12 protein-coding genes are annotated in these 14,055 nt (G+C 71.5%); 6 read left to right on the top strand and 6 right to left on the bottom strand.

Translation table 11 applies throughout. From position 1 onward, the window contains the following. Window positions 1-90: 90 nt before the first annotated feature. Window positions 91-663: a GNAT family N-acetyltransferase gene (locus ABH926_RS37305; protein WP_370370679.1), complete on the bottom strand. Its 573-nt coding sequence runs from the start codon at window positions 661-663 to the stop codon at window positions 91-93. Window positions 664-720: 57 nt separating this feature from the next. Then, window positions 721-1,848, bottom strand: coding sequence for a peptidase M6 (locus tag ABH926_RS37300; protein WP_370370678.1), 1,128 nt, complete (start codon window positions 1,846-1,848; stop codon window positions 721-723). A gap of 269 nt (window positions 1,849-2,117) precedes the next feature. Here ABH926_RS37300 and ABH926_RS37295 point away from each other — a divergent pair, with 269 nt between their 5' ends. The 3 genes from ABH926_RS37295 to ABH926_RS37285 all read left to right on the top strand — a co-directional run bounded on the left by ABH926_RS37295 (window position 2,118) and on the right by ABH926_RS37285 (window position 4,446). Next, window positions 2,118-3,029, top strand: a complete 912-nt coding sequence (locus ABH926_RS37295) for a LysR family transcriptional regulator (protein ID WP_370370677.1) — start codon at window positions 2,118-2,120, stop codon at window positions 3,027-3,029. An 86-nt stretch (window positions 3,030-3,115) separates the two neighbouring features. Continuing rightward, window positions 3,116-3,652 (top strand): SigE family RNA polymerase sigma factor, encoded by a 537-nt coding sequence (locus tag ABH926_RS37290; protein ID WP_370370676.1) that lies wholly within the window; start codon window positions 3,116-3,118, stop codon window positions 3,650-3,652. Then, window positions 3,649-4,446 carry a hypothetical protein gene (locus ABH926_RS37285; RefSeq protein ID WP_370370675.1) on the top strand — a complete coding sequence of 266 codons (798 nt, stop codon included), beginning with the start codon at window positions 3,649-3,651 and terminating at the stop codon, window positions 4,444-4,446. The genes ABH926_RS37290 and ABH926_RS37285 overlap by 4 nt, the downstream gene beginning before the upstream one ends. A 24-nt stretch (window positions 4,447-4,470) precedes the next feature. Here ABH926_RS37285 and ABH926_RS37280 read toward each other — a convergent pair whose 3' ends face one another. The 3 genes from ABH926_RS37280 to ABH926_RS37270 form a co-directional block, all read right to left on the bottom strand. Continuing rightward, on the bottom strand, window positions 4,471-5,169 hold the full coding sequence (locus ABH926_RS37280; RefSeq protein WP_370370674.1) for a serine hydrolase: 699 nt from the start codon (window positions 5,167-5,169) through the stop codon (window positions 4,471-4,473). A 112-nt stretch (window positions 5,170-5,281) separates the two neighbouring features. Then, window positions 5,282-6,838, bottom strand: a complete 1,557-nt coding sequence (locus tag ABH926_RS37275) for an amidohydrolase family protein (RefSeq protein WP_370370673.1) — start codon at window positions 6,836-6,838, stop codon at window positions 5,282-5,284. Continuing rightward, complete coding sequence (locus ABH926_RS37270) at window positions 6,835-8,154, bottom strand: diaminopimelate decarboxylase (RefSeq protein WP_370370672.1); 1,320 nt, start codon at window positions 8,152-8,154, stop codon at window positions 6,835-6,837. Before ABH926_RS37270 ends, ABH926_RS37275 begins: the two co-directional genes overlap by 4 nt. Window positions 8,155-8,333: 179 nt before the next feature. Here ABH926_RS37270 and ABH926_RS37265 point away from each other — a divergent pair, with 179 nt between their 5' ends. From ABH926_RS37265 to ABH926_RS37255, 3 genes are read left to right on the top strand one after another with little or no spacing between them, the layout of a single operon-like run. Next, window positions 8,334-10,292 carry an alpha/beta hydrolase family protein gene (locus ABH926_RS37265; RefSeq protein WP_370370671.1) on the top strand — a complete coding sequence of 653 codons (1,959 nt, stop codon included), beginning with the start codon at window positions 8,334-8,336 and terminating at the stop codon, window positions 10,290-10,292. A 1-nt stretch (window position 10,293) separates the two neighbouring features. Further along, window positions 10,294-11,625, top strand: a complete 1,332-nt coding sequence (locus ABH926_RS37260; RefSeq protein ID WP_370370670.1) for a M20/M25/M40 family metallo-hydrolase — start codon at window positions 10,294-10,296, stop codon at window positions 11,623-11,625. Then, window positions 11,622-12,575, top strand: a complete 954-nt coding sequence (locus ABH926_RS37255) for an LD-carboxypeptidase (RefSeq protein ID WP_370370669.1) — start codon at window positions 11,622-11,624, stop codon at window positions 12,573-12,575. Before ABH926_RS37260 ends, ABH926_RS37255 begins: the two co-directional genes overlap by 4 nt. On the opposite strand, the gene lysA is transcribed toward ABH926_RS37255, so the two are convergent. Next, window positions 12,566-13,837: a diaminopimelate decarboxylase gene (lysA, locus tag ABH926_RS37250; protein WP_370370668.1), complete on the bottom strand. Its 1,272-nt coding sequence runs from the start codon at window positions 13,835-13,837 to the stop codon at window positions 12,566-12,568. The genes ABH926_RS37255 and lysA overlap by 10 nt on opposite strands. Window positions 13,838-14,055: the final 218 nt, after the last annotated feature.

Raw genomic sequence — 14,055 nt, 5'->3', positions numbered from 1 at the left:
CGCGCCTTTCGCGGATGACGGGCCGGTCTCGGGTGACGAGCCGGCCCGTACTGTTTCACAGAACCCCGTACTGTTTCACAGAACCCTGAGTCAGGACGCCGTTCCGGCCTCGGCCTGGCGGATCGCGGCCCACTCGTCCTGCAGGATCCCCCAGATCTGCATGTCCTGCCGGTCCCCGTTGTACGGGTAGGCCGACCGCAGTGTCCCCTCGAGCGTCATCCCCACTCGCTTGGCCACCGCCCAGCTGCGCTCGTTGCGCGGATCGCAGCGCCATTCGGCGCGGACCAGGCCGCGCTCGATCAGCGCGTGGTCGAGCAGCAGCCGGACGGCGGCGGCGACCAGGCCGCGGCCCTGGCCGGCCGGTTCGGTCCAGACGCCGATCTCGCAGGTGCCGGTCTCGGCGCCGAACTTCGGGAACATGCAGCCGCCGACCAGCGTGCCGCGGTCCCAGATGCCGAATATGCGGCCGGCGTCGGCGGCCTGCTTGTCGGCGTAGCGCTGGAGCATCGCGCGGGCGCCGGACAGGTCGGCGCAGGCGGCGGCGAAGCCGATCCAGCGGTCCACCTGTTCGCGGGCGCGCTCGATGTGGGCGAAGAACTCTTCGGCCTGCCACACCTCCAGCGGGCGCAGTTCGGCGTCGTCGGTCAGCGGTAATGCGAACACGGCAAGGAGCGTAGCGGCCTTGCTCCCATTACGCCGGATGAGACGTCCCGCGGCCGGTCAAGATTTGGTGACGGTCACCACGTCGCCGGTCGAGGACGAGGCGTTCACTGTGATCGTCACTCCGGCGGCCGCGTCGTGGAACGACTGCCCGGGCTCGTAGGCGCCCCAGTCCACTGCTTCGCCGCAGGCCTTCGTCGTGGGCGCGTCCGGCGAGGAGTTCTGCACCCGGACCGGTCCGCTCCCGCTGACGGTCGAGGAGTCCACCTGGTAGATCACCACCCCGCTCTTGCACATCCCCTTGTCGACGCCGTAGGGACGGCGCGACTCCGCGACGTCCGCCGTCGTCTCCCCGGTCCGCACCACCGCGATCTTCGTCCCGCCCAGTGACTCGACCTCGTTCAGCCGCACCGCGAACGACCCCCGCGAGTTCAGGCACGCCACCTGTGAGTCGGCCAGCCAGCCGATCTTCCAGTCCTCCCACCCGAAGTGGTGCGGGGCGTCGCCGTTGATGTTCCCCATGACGTCGAAACCGCCGACCCAGTGGTGCACATCCGCGTCCGTGAACGAGTACAGGTCCGGCAGCCCGAAGGTGTGCGAGGTCTCGTGCACCAGCACCTTGGGCCCCCAGACGTACATGTCCTGCCCGAGGGTGACGCCCCACTTCATCTCCTTGCCGTGCACCACCAGGTTCGGCTGCTTCGGATCGAAGACGTAGGCGGGGGAGAAGGTGATGGCCGTGGCGTTCTTCGGCGGCACGATGTAGACCATGTCGAACTTCGACAGGTCCACATACGGTGCCGCCAACTCCCCGGCCTGCTTCACGTACAGCGCCTGCTGCGGCCAGCTGATCCCGCGCTGGAAGTCGTACGACGCCGAGTCCTGCGGCATCCGCAGCCAGTGCTTCACCGGGGTGATGCTCAGGTTCACGGCGCCGGCGGAGAACTGCGTCATCAGGTCGTGGGCCGGAGCCAGGAACTTGTAGTAGTAGTCGGTCGAGTCCATGGCCGGCTCGTCGGGGAAGTCGACGAACAACATCACGGCCTTCACCGTGCCCTGCGGCCGCCGGAACTGGTGGTAGTCGGTGGTCTGGCCCTCGCCGGTCCAACCGTCGGGGTTCGGCAGGACGCACCGGCTGCTCGGATCGCGTTTGGCGGCCTGCACCGCTCCGGCGCCGAGTAAGGGCACGAGCGCAGCTAAGAGCGCCACCGCGCAAGCCAGACCGGTCAGTCGGGCCGCTCGCCGGGAACCGGGCCGGCGGTGGAGCGTGCGCATGCGAGTCCTTCCGTCTGAGGGCTGGTGACGCGGAGCGAAACTGCCCGCCGGGGACGGATGCACACCTCGGTTCCTCCTCCTGGCGACCGGTGATCCTCCAAAGGAGGTAACAAAACCCAAGGGCGGGTTCAAAGTACGATTACCTGCCCGGCGACGGCCGGAGTAAGGGGTAACCTGCCCGCATGCTCAACACGCACCGCCTGCGCATCCTGGCCGAGATCCATCGGTCCGGGAGCATCGCGGGGGCGGCGCGCGAGCTGCGGCTGTCCCCCTCGGCGGTGTCGCACCAGCTGTCCCAGCTGGAGAAGGAGGCCGGGGTCAGCCTGGTCGAGCGGGGAGCGCAGAGCCTGCGGCTCACCGCCGCCGGCCGCCGCCTGTCGCTGCGCGGCCAGGAGATCCTGGCCCTGCTCGACGCCGCCGAGAAGGACCTGATGGCGCACTCCCGCGCCGACACCGGCCACCTGTGCATCGGCTACTTCGCCTCGGCGGGCCGCCGTCTGGTGCCGCAGGCGCTGTCCCGGTTCGCGCACCGGTATCCAGGCGTGGAGCTGGACCTGGTCGAGGGACAGCCGCACGAACTGGCCCCGGCCGTGCAGCAGGGCGGGATCGACGTCCTGGTGATGTTCGAACACGCGCTGGACCCGTGGAGCCCGCCGGAGGGCGTCGAGGTCCGCGAGCTGTTCAACGACCCGCAGCTGCTGGTCGTCCCCACCGGCCACCCCGCCGGCCGCCGCGGCCAGGTCCGCCTGGACGAGCTCGCCGGCGAGCAGTGGATCACCAGCTTCGGCACCGGCTCGCCGGTGCTGTCGGTGCTGGAGCGCGCCTGCGCGCTGGAGGGGTTCGTCCCCAACATCCGCTGCCGCAGCGACCACTACGAGGTCATCACCGGCCTGGTGCGCGCCGGGCTCGGCATAGCCCTGATCCCGAGCCTGGGCATCAGCGACACCAGCGGGGTCGAGACCACGCGCATCTCCGGCCCGCGGCTGTACCGCAAGATAGGCGTCGCGTCCCGTCCCACGAACCCGAACCCGGTCCTGGCCTCGTTCCTGGCCTATCTGGCCTCCACGGCGGCGAACCTGCGCGCCGCGCACTGAATCTCTTCGCGATCCCGTGCAACCACCGGCCCCCTCCCGCACTTGAGATAGTGACGGACCTGCTGGACGAGGGGAGCGGACCCAGGGTGGCCCACGACAAGACCGAACGGATGCGAGGCTTCGAAGAATTCGTCGCCGCGCGCTCGCAATCCCTGATGCGCACGGCCTTCCTCCTGGTCGGCACCAAGGAGGGCGCCGAGGACCTGGTCCAGTCGGCGCTCGAGAAGGCCTTCCCGCGCTGGTCGCGGGTGCGCCGCATGGACACGCCGGAGGCGTACGTCCGGCGGATCGTCGTCAACAACGCGCACTCCGCTTGGCGCGCGGCGCAACGGCTGCCGACGGTGACCCTGCCGACCGGCCCCGACGGGTCGCCGCTGGCGCTCACCCGCTCCGCCGGGGATCACGCGGAGGACGTCACCCTGCGCGACAGCCTCCTGCGCGCCCTCGACGAACTGCCGCACGGGATGCGCACGATCGTCGTACTCCGCTATTGGGAGGAACTGAGCGTGCAGGAAGTGGCGGAGCTGCAACGCTGCTCCGTCGGCAACGTCAAATCCCAGGCCGCGCGCGGACTGGAGCGTCTCCGAGAACTGATGACCGCGGAAGCGAGGAGCGAGCGATGAGCGAGGGCTTTCCGGAAGCGGACAATGACGTCGAGTGGCTGCACGGCACGATGGCCACAGCCACCGCGCACCTCGAAGCGGTGCGCACGGACCCTGCGCGGCTGCGGCACGCGCAGCGCCGGCGCCGGCTCTCCGAGGGCGGCGTCGCGGCGGGGGTGCTGTCGGTGGCCCTGGTCGCCGCGGGCATCGCGATGCAGGGAGGGGGCGGCGGGGCGGCCAAGACGCCGGCGCTGACCGGGCCGACCCGGACCTCGCAGGCTCCGACGACGGCGCCCTCCTCGCCGGCGGACCTCATCAAGCCGGCCGACGTCAGCGTCTACGACGAGGATGACGGCAGCGAGGACACGCCGGGAGCGGCCGCGGTGCTGGCGGGGACCGGCGCGTGGACGACCAATCAGTACTGCCAGCGCTTCGCGACCTACGAGGGCGTCGTGAAGTCCACCGGCTTGGTGTTCGATCTCGGTCAAGCCACCACTCTCGCCGACGCGACGGTGGACATCGGCATCCCCGGTGCCGGCCTGGAGATGTGGGCGGCTGACCCCTCGGTTCAGGCGATGCCGGCTGTACGCCCCGGGCAGCCTCCCGCCGGATTCACCAAGGTCGCGGCCGCCGAGAACGCCGAGACGAAGACGGTGCTCACGCCCGCGCGGCCGACCACGACCCGGTTCGTGCTGGTGTGGTTCACGACCCCGCTCCCGGCGGTGCCCGACCCGGACAAGAGCATCCGCTGTGCGCATGATGACGGAAATCTCTACGGCGACTCCATCACGGCGGTGCAGTTCGCGCGCGGCTGAGACAACCACGGCGAGGCGGTGTGTCTAAGCCTCGCCCCTCGCCAGCCGGCCCACCACCGCCCCGACCTCCCGCATCCCCCGCACCATCGCGAACTCGTCCCCGGCAGCGCACTGCGTCAGTACCGCATAGCAAACCTGCCGCGCGCCCCGCACCACCCCCACGTCGCACCGCGTCCCGGTATCCGTGCCGGTCTTGTTCGCGACCCATAAGGGAGCGGCCGGCACCTCACGCAGCGCCGAGTCCTCGGGGTCGTGGGGGATCGCGGCGGGCACCATGCTCCGGTCCAGGCACCCGGCCATGCACTCCAGCAGCAGAGGGCCCCAGCTCCGGTCGTCGGCGATGGTGCCCGCCAGGCACGCCAGTTCGCGCGCCGTGCCCACGGCGAAGGCCGGCGGGTGATGCGGGAGGCGGGGTTCGCGGATGCGGTCCAGGATCCGGGTCTGCTTCAGGCCCAGTGCCGCGGCGTCCGCCGAGACGCGGTGCAGCCCGACCCGCCGCAGCAGTGCGTTGGTCGCGGTGTTGTCGCTGACCGCCGCCGTCAGGCGGGCCAGATCGGCGAGCGTCCAGCGGCGCCCGGACAGCTTGCGCAGCAGGCCCGATCCGGCGCTGTAGTCCTCGTCGTCCAGCTTCAGCGGCTCGTCGGGATCCAGCTCGCCCGACGCGAAGCCCTGCGCGACCGAAGCGAGCAACAGCAGCTTCCCGACGCTCGCCAACGGCAGCACGTCGTCCGCCGAGCGCTCGCCCCACCCCGGGACTGCGTACGCCAGTGTCCCCGGCAGGGCCGCCAGGGCCGGAAACCCAACCGGAAACCTAGCTGGAGACCCAGCCGGAAACTCAGTGCCGGCCAACACCCACCACCCGTCCCGGCCGCGCTGCGGTCAGCGCCCCGTCCCGCACCACCACCGTGCCGCCGACCACGACCATCCGCACACCCTCCGGTCCTTCCAACGGCGAGGCGAACGTCGCCCGATCCGCCACCCGCGCCGCGTCGAACACCACGACGTCCGCATGCGCCCCGTCTCGCAGCACCCCGCGGTCCGCGAGCCCGAACCGGGCGGCCGTCGCCCCGGTCATCTTCCGCACCGCCTCCGGCACGTCGAACAGTCCGGCCTCCCGCGCGTAGCGCCCCAGCACCCGCGCGAAGCTGCCGGCCCAGCGCGGATGCGGTAGTCCAGCGGTGGGCACCCCGTCCGAGCCGATCATCGCGAACCGGGCCGCGAGCACCCGGCGCACGTCGTCCTCCCGCATCGAGTGGCTGATGATCGTCACCTCGCCATCCTCGCCCAGCAGCAGCTCCGCGACCAGGTCGACGGCGTCCACCCCGGCCTCCCGCGCGAGATCGGCGACGGTGCGGCCCTGACAAGCGGGGTGACGCGGCGCCCCGGCCACCGCGATCCGGTCCCAGCCGCCGTTGCCGACCGTGTTCTCCCAGCCGGGAACCCCTTCGGCGATCGCCTCGCGGATCAGATCGAGCTGCGCCGGGTCTCGCAGCCGCGCCAGTAGCCGCTCCGTTCCGCCGTCGTGAGCCCACGGAGGCAGCATCGCGCTAAGCGCTGTACTGCCGGCCGTATAGGGATAGACATCGCATGTGACATCCATCCCCGACTCCCTGAGCTCCGCCAGGCGCGCCAACGTCACCTCGGTCAGGCCCCACGCATACTTCCCGGCCGTCTTGTGGTGCGACACATGCAGCGCCGCACCACTGTCCCGCGCTATCGCGACAGCCTCTTCTAACGCTTCCTGCACACCCGACATCTCGTCGCGCAGATGCGTCACATACGGCTTCCCATGCTGTGCGGCGACCCGCGCCAACGCTGTGATCTCTGCGGTGTCTGCATAGGAACCCGGCGTATAGATGAGCCCTGTAGAGAACCCGACAGCACCGGCAGACAGAGCCTCATCCAGCGCATCCGCCATCCGAACGATCTCCGTGGCGCTGGCGGCGCGCGCCTCCTGGCCGACTATCGCACTGCGAAGCGTCCCATGCCCTACTAAGGACACGAGGTGGTTCGCCCGGCCGACCGCACGGTGCGCACGGCTTAAGGGCGCCAACCCCGAATACCTACCAGGGAACGCACTATGGCCGCAGTTCCCGGCGATCTCCGTCGTCACCCCTTGGAGCACTGAGGCGAATACCTGGGCCCTGTCGAGCCGGCCTTCCGCGCCGTCGATGCAGGACGTGTCCGAGTGCGTGTGCGCATCGATGAATCCCGGCGAGACCACCAGACCTGAGACGTCGACGACCTCGGCGGCCTCGGCGGCCTCCGCCGCAGTCCCGGGTGCCAGCATCCTGATCCGCCCGCCGGCCACCGCCACATCCCGCGCAACCAACGGCGCGCCGGTCCCGTCGGCGACCGACCCGCCGCGCAAGAGAAGCGAGAAACCACTCACCGCAGACTCGCCGGCAGCACGCCGCTACGGGCCACCAGCTCATCGATGCTCTCGGCGGCGCGCAACACATGGAAGCGCACCGCATCCCCCTCCGACACCTCGAACCCGAACACCGGCGGCATCGGCAGACTGTTGTACTGGAACGGCGAGGAGAAGTAGTACGCGCCGGTGTCCGGGATCACCACGACGTCCTCCGTGGCGAGCCTGGGCAGTTTGCGCTCCCGCGCCACCAGGTCGCCGGCGAAGCAGCACGGCCCCGCGACGTCCTGCACCTCCAACTCGGCGGTGCTCGGCAGACCGTGCCGGTCGTAGGCCAGCACCCGCAGTGGCCAGGACTTGGGGGCGAACACAGTACGCGCCGCCACCTGTGCACCTGTGTGCGTCAACGCTATAGCGCGCCCGCCTGTGTTCTTCGTGTACTCCACCCGGGAGGCGATGAAGCCGTTCTTCGCCATCACCGAGCGGCCGTACTCCGTGACCACCTTGAGCTCCCCGGTGAACAACTCCGGTGCGGCGTCGCGCAGGACCGCCACGTGATCGGCGAAGGTGGGACTGTCCTCGTCCTTGCTGAAGTCGACCGGCAGCCCGCCGCCGATGTCGATGCCCTCGATCTGCCCGGCCCGCCGCGTGTTCACCTCCTGCGCGAAGCGCACCGCCTCGGCGACGCCCGCGGCGTTCAGCTCCAGCGGGATGCCCTGCGAGCCGACGTGGACGTGGATCCAGCGCAGCCACGGACGCGACGCGTACGCGGCCAGCAGCCGTTCCCGGTTTCCGGGGTCGGCCATCGCGATCCCGAACTTCGTCGTCCGGCCGGCCGTCGACATCGCCTCGATCGACCCGATCCCCACTTGCGGGTTGATCCGCACCCCGGCGCGGACCGCCTCGGCGCCGTCGGCGACCAGGCGGTCCACCCGTTCCAGTTCCTCGAAGTTGTCGATGTTCAGCGCGATGCCGTCGCGCAGCGCCTCGGCCAGTTCGGCCTGTGTCTTCGCCGGGGAGTCCAGCACGATCCGCGCCGCCGGGAATCCCGCGGCCCGCGCCTGCGCCAGCTCCCCGGGGCTGCTCACCTCGCAGCCCAGGCCGTGCCGGAGCAGCAGCGCCAGGACCGGCACCATCGGGTTCGCCTTGGCCGCGAACGCGTGCAGCACGTCCGTCTCGCGCGGCCAGGCCGTCAGCAGCTCCCGGGCCGTCTGCCCGATCCCCTCGAGGTCGACGAACGCGGCGGCCGGGCTCCGGTGCGGATCGAGCAGGCCCTGGGCGACGGCGGCGTGGACGGCGCGGTCGCGGCGGATGCGGCGGGCATGATGGTCAGGCATACGACCAGCCTGAGACCTGGGAAGGCGCCGCACCGCGAGCCTCGAAAACCTCGCCGCTCACACTCCAAATCCTGGCAGAAGCCTTGCCGATCCGCCTCCGGCGGCAAGGCTGACGCCTCAGCCGTACCAATAGATCCACATCGCACTCCCCGCACCACCGACCGAGCCAAGGAGATCCCGTGACCAAGGTCGACAAGCCCTACGGCGCCTGGCCCTCGCCGATCACCGCCGAGGACGTCGCCGCGATCCCCGGCGCGCCGCAGTGGCCCTCGGCCGTGGGCGACCAGACCTGGTGGTGCGCGCCGGATCCGGCGACGGCCACGGTCGGCCTGATGCGGCGGGACGCCGACGGCGGCGTGGGCCCGGTGCTGGGGCCGGAGTGGCCGGTGGGCAACAAGGCCATCGGCTACGGCGGCCGTCCCTACCTCGCCACGCCGGAGCTGGCGGTCTTCTCCCGCTCCCGCGACCAGCGGCTGTACCTGGTCGCCGGCGAGCCGGTCCCGCTGACCCCCGCCGACCCCGAGGGCCTCACCCGCACCAACTACTCCGACATGATCCTCGGCCCGACCGGCACCGAGGTCTGGGCGATCAGGGAGGCGACCCGGCTCACCGAGGAGCTGACCGACCCCGCGCCCCGCACCACGCGCGACATCGTCGCGATCCCGCTGTCCGGCGCCGCGGCCGACGACCCCGGCGCGCTGCGCGTCGTGGCCCGCTCCCACCACTTCCTGTCCACCATCCGCCTGAGCCCCGACGGCACCCGGCTGGCCTGGCTCGGCTGGGACCATCCGGTGATGCCCTGGGAGACCACCGACCTGATGGTCGCCTCGATCCTCGACGGCGTCGCGGTCGCGCCGGTCCGGGTCCTGGGTGGTGATGTCGGCGGCGACGAGGTGGCGGTCGCGCAGGCCGAGTGGGCCGATGCCGACACCTTGTACGCGCTCGCCGACCCGGACGGCTGGTGGAACCTGTTCCGCATCGACCTCGCCGGGGAGGAGACGGCCGCGACCAACGTCTTCCCGGCCGAGACCGAGTTCGGCCACCCGATCTGGCGCGTCGGCTCCACCTCCTTCGCGGTCACCGACGCCGGCGTGGTCCTGCGCCGCATCGCCGGCGACGAGGCCCTGATCCTGTGGGACCCGGAGACCGGCCAGACCACCGACCTGGCCCCGGAGTGGACCGAGTTCGCGACCTCCGTGTCCGGCGGAACCGGCGTGGCCTCGTCGATCGCGGTCGTCGCCGCGAACGCCACCGAGCCCTCGACGCCGCTGCGCATCGACGTCGCCCGCCGCCACACCGTCCGCTGCGTCGAGCGCACCGAATACCCGCACGAAGCCTGGGTCTCCGTCCCCGAACGCCGCCAGGTCCAGGTCGAGGGCGGCTGGCAGGTCCCGTACATCTACCACCCGCCGACCAACCCCGAGTACCGCGGCCCCTCCGACACCCCGCCGCCGCTTCTCATCGACGTCCACGGCGGCCCGACCAGCAGCACCGTGGCCACGCGCCATCTCAACTTCTCGCTCTTCACCTCCCGCGGCTACGCCGTCGCCTCCGTCGACTACGGCGGCTCCACCGGCTACGGCCGCGCCTACCGCGACCGCCTGCGCCACACCTGGGGCATCACCGACGTCGAGGACTCGGTCGCGGTGGCGCGCGCCCTGGCAGCCGCCGGGCTGGCGGACCCGCGGCGCACCGGCATCCGGGGCGGCTCGGCCGGCGGCTGGGCCACGCTGGCGGCGCTCGCGCACAGCGACTACTTCGCCTGCGGCACGGTGTACTTCCCGATCAGCGACCCCGCGACCTGGTTCGACGAGCAGACCCACGACTTCGAGAGCCGCTACATCCACTACCTGATCGGCGACCCCGACAAGGACGCCGAGCGTTTCGCCCGGGTCTCGCCGCTGGCCCACGCCGCCGAGATCACCGCGCCGTTCATCATGCTGCAGGGCGACGACGACGTGATCTGCCGCCCGGACCAGGCCGACCGGCTGGTGAAGGCCGTCGAGGCGGTCAACCCCGGACTGTGCCGGGCCTACCACCGCTTCCCCGGAGAGGGACACGGGTTCCGCAAGGACGAGACGATGACCGTGTGCCTGCGAGCCGAACTCGACCTGTACGCAAGCGTCCTCGGAGCCTGACATGACCACACCCCGCCCCGCCGATTCCGATCTCGAGAAACTCGCGGCCGACACCGTCGCCGCCTGCTCCCGCCTGATCCGCTTCGACACCAGCAACTTCGGCGGCGGCGAGAGCCGCGGCGAACGCGCCTGCGCCGAATGGGTCGCCGAACAGATCACCGACGCCGGCTTCGACCCGATCGTGCTGGAATCGGCGCCGCACCGGGCCAACACCGTGGTCCGCGTCCCCGGCACCGACCCCGGCGCGCCGGCCCTGCTGGTGCACGGGCACCTCGACGTCGTCCCGGCCGAGCCCGCCGACTGGCGGTCCCATCCCTTCTCCGGGGACGTCCGCGACGGCGCCGTCTGGGGCCGCGGCGCCCTGGACATGAAGGACATGGACGCGATGATGCTCGCGTTCCTCCAGCATCTGGCGCGCACCGGGCAGCGGCCGCCGCGCGACATCGTCTTGGCCTTCGTGGCCGACGAGGAGGACACCGGCGACTTCGGCGCGGGCTTCCTGTGCCGCGAGCACCCGGACCTGTTCGAGGGCGTGGCCGGCGCGATCAGCGAGTCCGGCGGCCACTCGGTGCACCTGTCCGACGGCGCGCGCCTGTACCCGATCGCGGCGGGGGAGCGCGGCAGCTCCTGGATGACCGTCACCGCGCGCGGCACCGCCGGCCACGGCTCGCGCCGCAACGACGACAACGCGATCGCCAAGCTGGCCGCGCTGATCACCCGCTTCGCCGAGTACGAATGGCCGGTGCGGGTGGTGCCGGTGGTCAGGGCCCTGCTGGACGGCCTGTCCGAGCACTTCGGCCGCGAGATCTCCCCGGAGGACCTGTCCGGCCTGGGCGCGGCGGCGCCGCTGCTGGCCGACACGCTGCGCAACTCGGTCAACCCCACGATGCTGCGCGCCGGCTACAAGCACAACGTGATCCCCTCCGAGGCCAGCGTCGCCCTGGACGGCCGCCTGCTGCCGGGCACCGAGGCCGAGTTCTTTGCCACCGTCGACGCTCTCCTGGGCCCGGACGCCGTCCGCACCGGCGATCACAGCTCCCCGGTCAGCGCCGACTTCACCGCCCCGGACTTCGCCGCGATGGCCGCCGCCCTGCGCGCCTTCGACCCCGAGGCGATCGTCCTGCCGTACTGCATGACCGGCGGCACCGACGCCAAGGCCTTCGCCAAGATCGGCATCCCCGGCTTCGGCTTCGTCCCCGGCCGCACCCCAGAGGGCTTCGACGCCTGGCAGTACGTCCACGGCGTCGACGAGCACGTCCTCACTGACAGCCTGGCCTTCGGCGCCGGCGTCCTGGCCACCTACCTGATGACCGACCCCAGGACGCACGCATGACCCTGCTCCGCCCGCCGGCCCTGAAGCCCGGCGACACCGTCGCGGTGCTCTGCGCCTCCTCGCCGGTGCAGAGCCAGCAGCACCTGGAGCAGGGCCTGCGCGCGATGAAGTCGGTGGGCCTCATCCCGGAGGTGTTCGGCACCGCCCGCGACGCCGGGAGCGTGTACGAATACCTGGCCGGCAGCGACGCCGAACGGGCCGCCGCCCTGACCCGCGCCCTGAGCGACCCGGCCTACGCCGGGGTGTTCCTGGCCTGCGGCGGCTACGGAATGCAGCGCACCCTGGAGCTGATGGACTGGAGCCGTATCGACGCCGGGGAGCCGAAGGTGGTCGTCGGGTACTCCGACGTCACCGCGCTGCTGGAGGCTATAGCGGTCAAGCTCGGCTGGGTGTCGCTGTTCGGCCCGATGGTGGCCTGCAGCGGCTTCTGGCAGGGTCCCGAAGAGTACGACTTCAAGGAGCTGATGAAGCTCCTGTTCAGACCGTCGGCGGTCAAGCAGCTCACCTTCCCCGGCTCGCGTGCCCTGGTCCCCGGCGCCGCCGAAGGGCTGACCCTCGGCGGCACCGCGACGCTGATCGCGGCGAACTTCGGGACGGACACGTCGTATCCGGTCCGGGACGGCATCCTGTTCCTGGAGGACGTGGACGAACTTCCGTTCCGCCTGGACCGCGTCTTCACGCAGTTCCGCCGCGCCACGTCCTACCTGGAAGGCGTCCGCGGCATCATCCTCGGCACCTTCACCGAGTGCGGCGAGCCCGAGCACGTCGACGCGCTGCTGGCCGAGCGCTTCGGCGATCTCGGCGTGCCGGTGCTGGCCGGGGTGAACATCGGGCACAACTGCCAGATGCAGACGTATCCGGTGGGGGTGCGGGCGCGGCTGGACGCCGATACCGGTAGCCTCACCTTTCTGGACCAGGTGCTCGCTGATCCTCCAGACGATCAGGGGTAGAGCCGCAGCAAGTCCTCCTCAGTCTCGCGGCGCACAATGACGTGCGCCGCGTTCTCTTCCACCGCGACCACCGGCGGCCGCGCGACCAGGTTGTAGTTGCCGGCCGCGGAACGCTGGTACGCGCCGGAGCACGGGATCGCGATCAGGTCGCCGGGGGCGATGTCCGCGGGCAGGGCGACGTCCTCGATGAGGACGTCGCCGCTCTCGCAGTGCTTGCCGACGATCGTCATCGCCTCGGTCGGCGCGTCGCTGCGGCGGGAGGCGAGCGCCGCGGTGTACGCCGCGCCGTAGGTGGCCGGGCGCGGGTTGTCGCTCATGCCGCCGTCGACCGCGACGAAGCGTTCCTTGACCGTGCCGACCTCGTAGACGGCGACGGTGCCGGGGCCGGCGATGGAGCGGCCGGGTTCCACCGCGATGCGGATGTCGGCGGGGACCACGGTCTGCAGGACGTCCGCGAGGTCGGCCGGGGTCGGCGCCGGCTGGTCGCCGGGCAGGTAGCGGATGCCGAGGCCGCCGCCGAGGTCCAGGCGTCCGATGACAGTGTGATGCTCCCGCTCGACCGCGCGCAGGAACGCGACCATGCGGCGGGCCGCCTCGGCGAACTGGTCGAGGCCGAAGATCTGCGACCCGATGTGCGAGTGCAGTCCGGCCAGCTCCAGGCTCGGCTCCGACAGCACCCGGCGAACCGCCTCCGCCGCCTCGCCGGAGGCCATGGACAGGCCGAACTTGGTGCGCTCGCCGCCGGTGGCCCAGGAGGCGTGCGTGTCGGCGTCCACACCCGGCTTCACCCGGATCATCACCGGCTGCCGGGTACCCGCCTCGGCGGCGGCGCGCGCCACGCGCTCCAGCTCGTGCCGCGAGTCCAGCACGATGCACCCGACGCCCCACGCCACCGCCTGCCGGATCTCCGCCGCCGACTTGTTGTTGCCGTGGAAGACCACCCGCTCCGGCGGCATCCCGCCGACCCGCGCCACCGCCAGCTCCCCGCCGCTGCACACGTCCAGGCACAGCCCCAGCTCCGCCAGCCATCCCACGACGGCGGGAGCCAGGAAGGCCTTGCCGCCGTAGTGCACGTCCCCGTCGGGGAAGGCCTGCCGCCACGCCGAGCACCGGGCCCGGAAATCGGCGGCGTCGAGGATGTAGAGCGGGGTGCCGAACTCCGCGGCGAGTCCCCGCACCCCGAGCCCCGCGACGGTCAGCTCGCCGTCGGCCCACGCCGCGCCCGCCGGCCAGATCTGGTCCCGCACCGAGATGGTGTTCATGGCCGCGACGCTAAGGAACGCCGGCGTGCGGCGGGCGCGAGCGTCGAGGAACTGGACGCTCAGGCTCGGTTCTGTCGCACGCCCCTGCTCGGGGCCGATTCGCCACCCCCGCGCTCGCCCGTCAGGCGCAACTTCCGAGCTCACGGGCGTGTCAGTGGTGTGTCCCCTGGACGTCGTGCCCCCCCTGGACCAACAGGCTCCCAGGTTTTAGATTCGAG

Origin of the sequence: Catenulispora sp. GP43 (genome assembly GCF_041260665.1) — a bacterium.
Classification (GTDB): domain Bacteria; phylum Actinomycetota; class Actinomycetes; order Streptomycetales; family Catenulisporaceae; genus Catenulispora.
Note: the sequence above shows the minus strand (reverse complement) of the source record. Positions and strands in the feature narration are given on the sequence as shown.

Excerpts from the sequence above, each read along its gene's own strand:
- ABH926_RS37295 (WP_370370677.1), top strand. The coding sequence starts at position 2,118 with ATGCTCAACACGCACCGCCTGCGCATCCTGGCCGAGATCCATCGGTCC.
- ABH926_RS37285 (WP_370370675.1), top strand. The coding sequence starts at position 3,649 with ATGAGCGAGGGCTTTCCGGAAGCGGACAATGACGTCGAGTGGCTGCAC.
- ABH926_RS37270 (WP_370370672.1), bottom strand. The coding sequence starts at position 8,154 with ATGCCTGACCATCATGCCCGCCGCATCCGCCGCGACCGCGCCGTCCAC.
- ABH926_RS37260 (WP_370370670.1), top strand. The coding sequence starts at position 10,294 with ATGACCACACCCCGCCCCGCCGATTCCGATCTCGAGAAACTCGCGGCC.
- ABH926_RS37255 (WP_370370669.1), top strand. The coding sequence starts at position 11,622 with ATGACCCTGCTCCGCCCGCCGGCCCTGAAGCCCGGCGACACCGTCGCG.
- lysA (WP_370370668.1), bottom strand. The coding sequence starts at position 13,837 with ATGAACACCATCTCGGTGCGGGACCAGATCTGGCCGGCGGGCGCGGCG.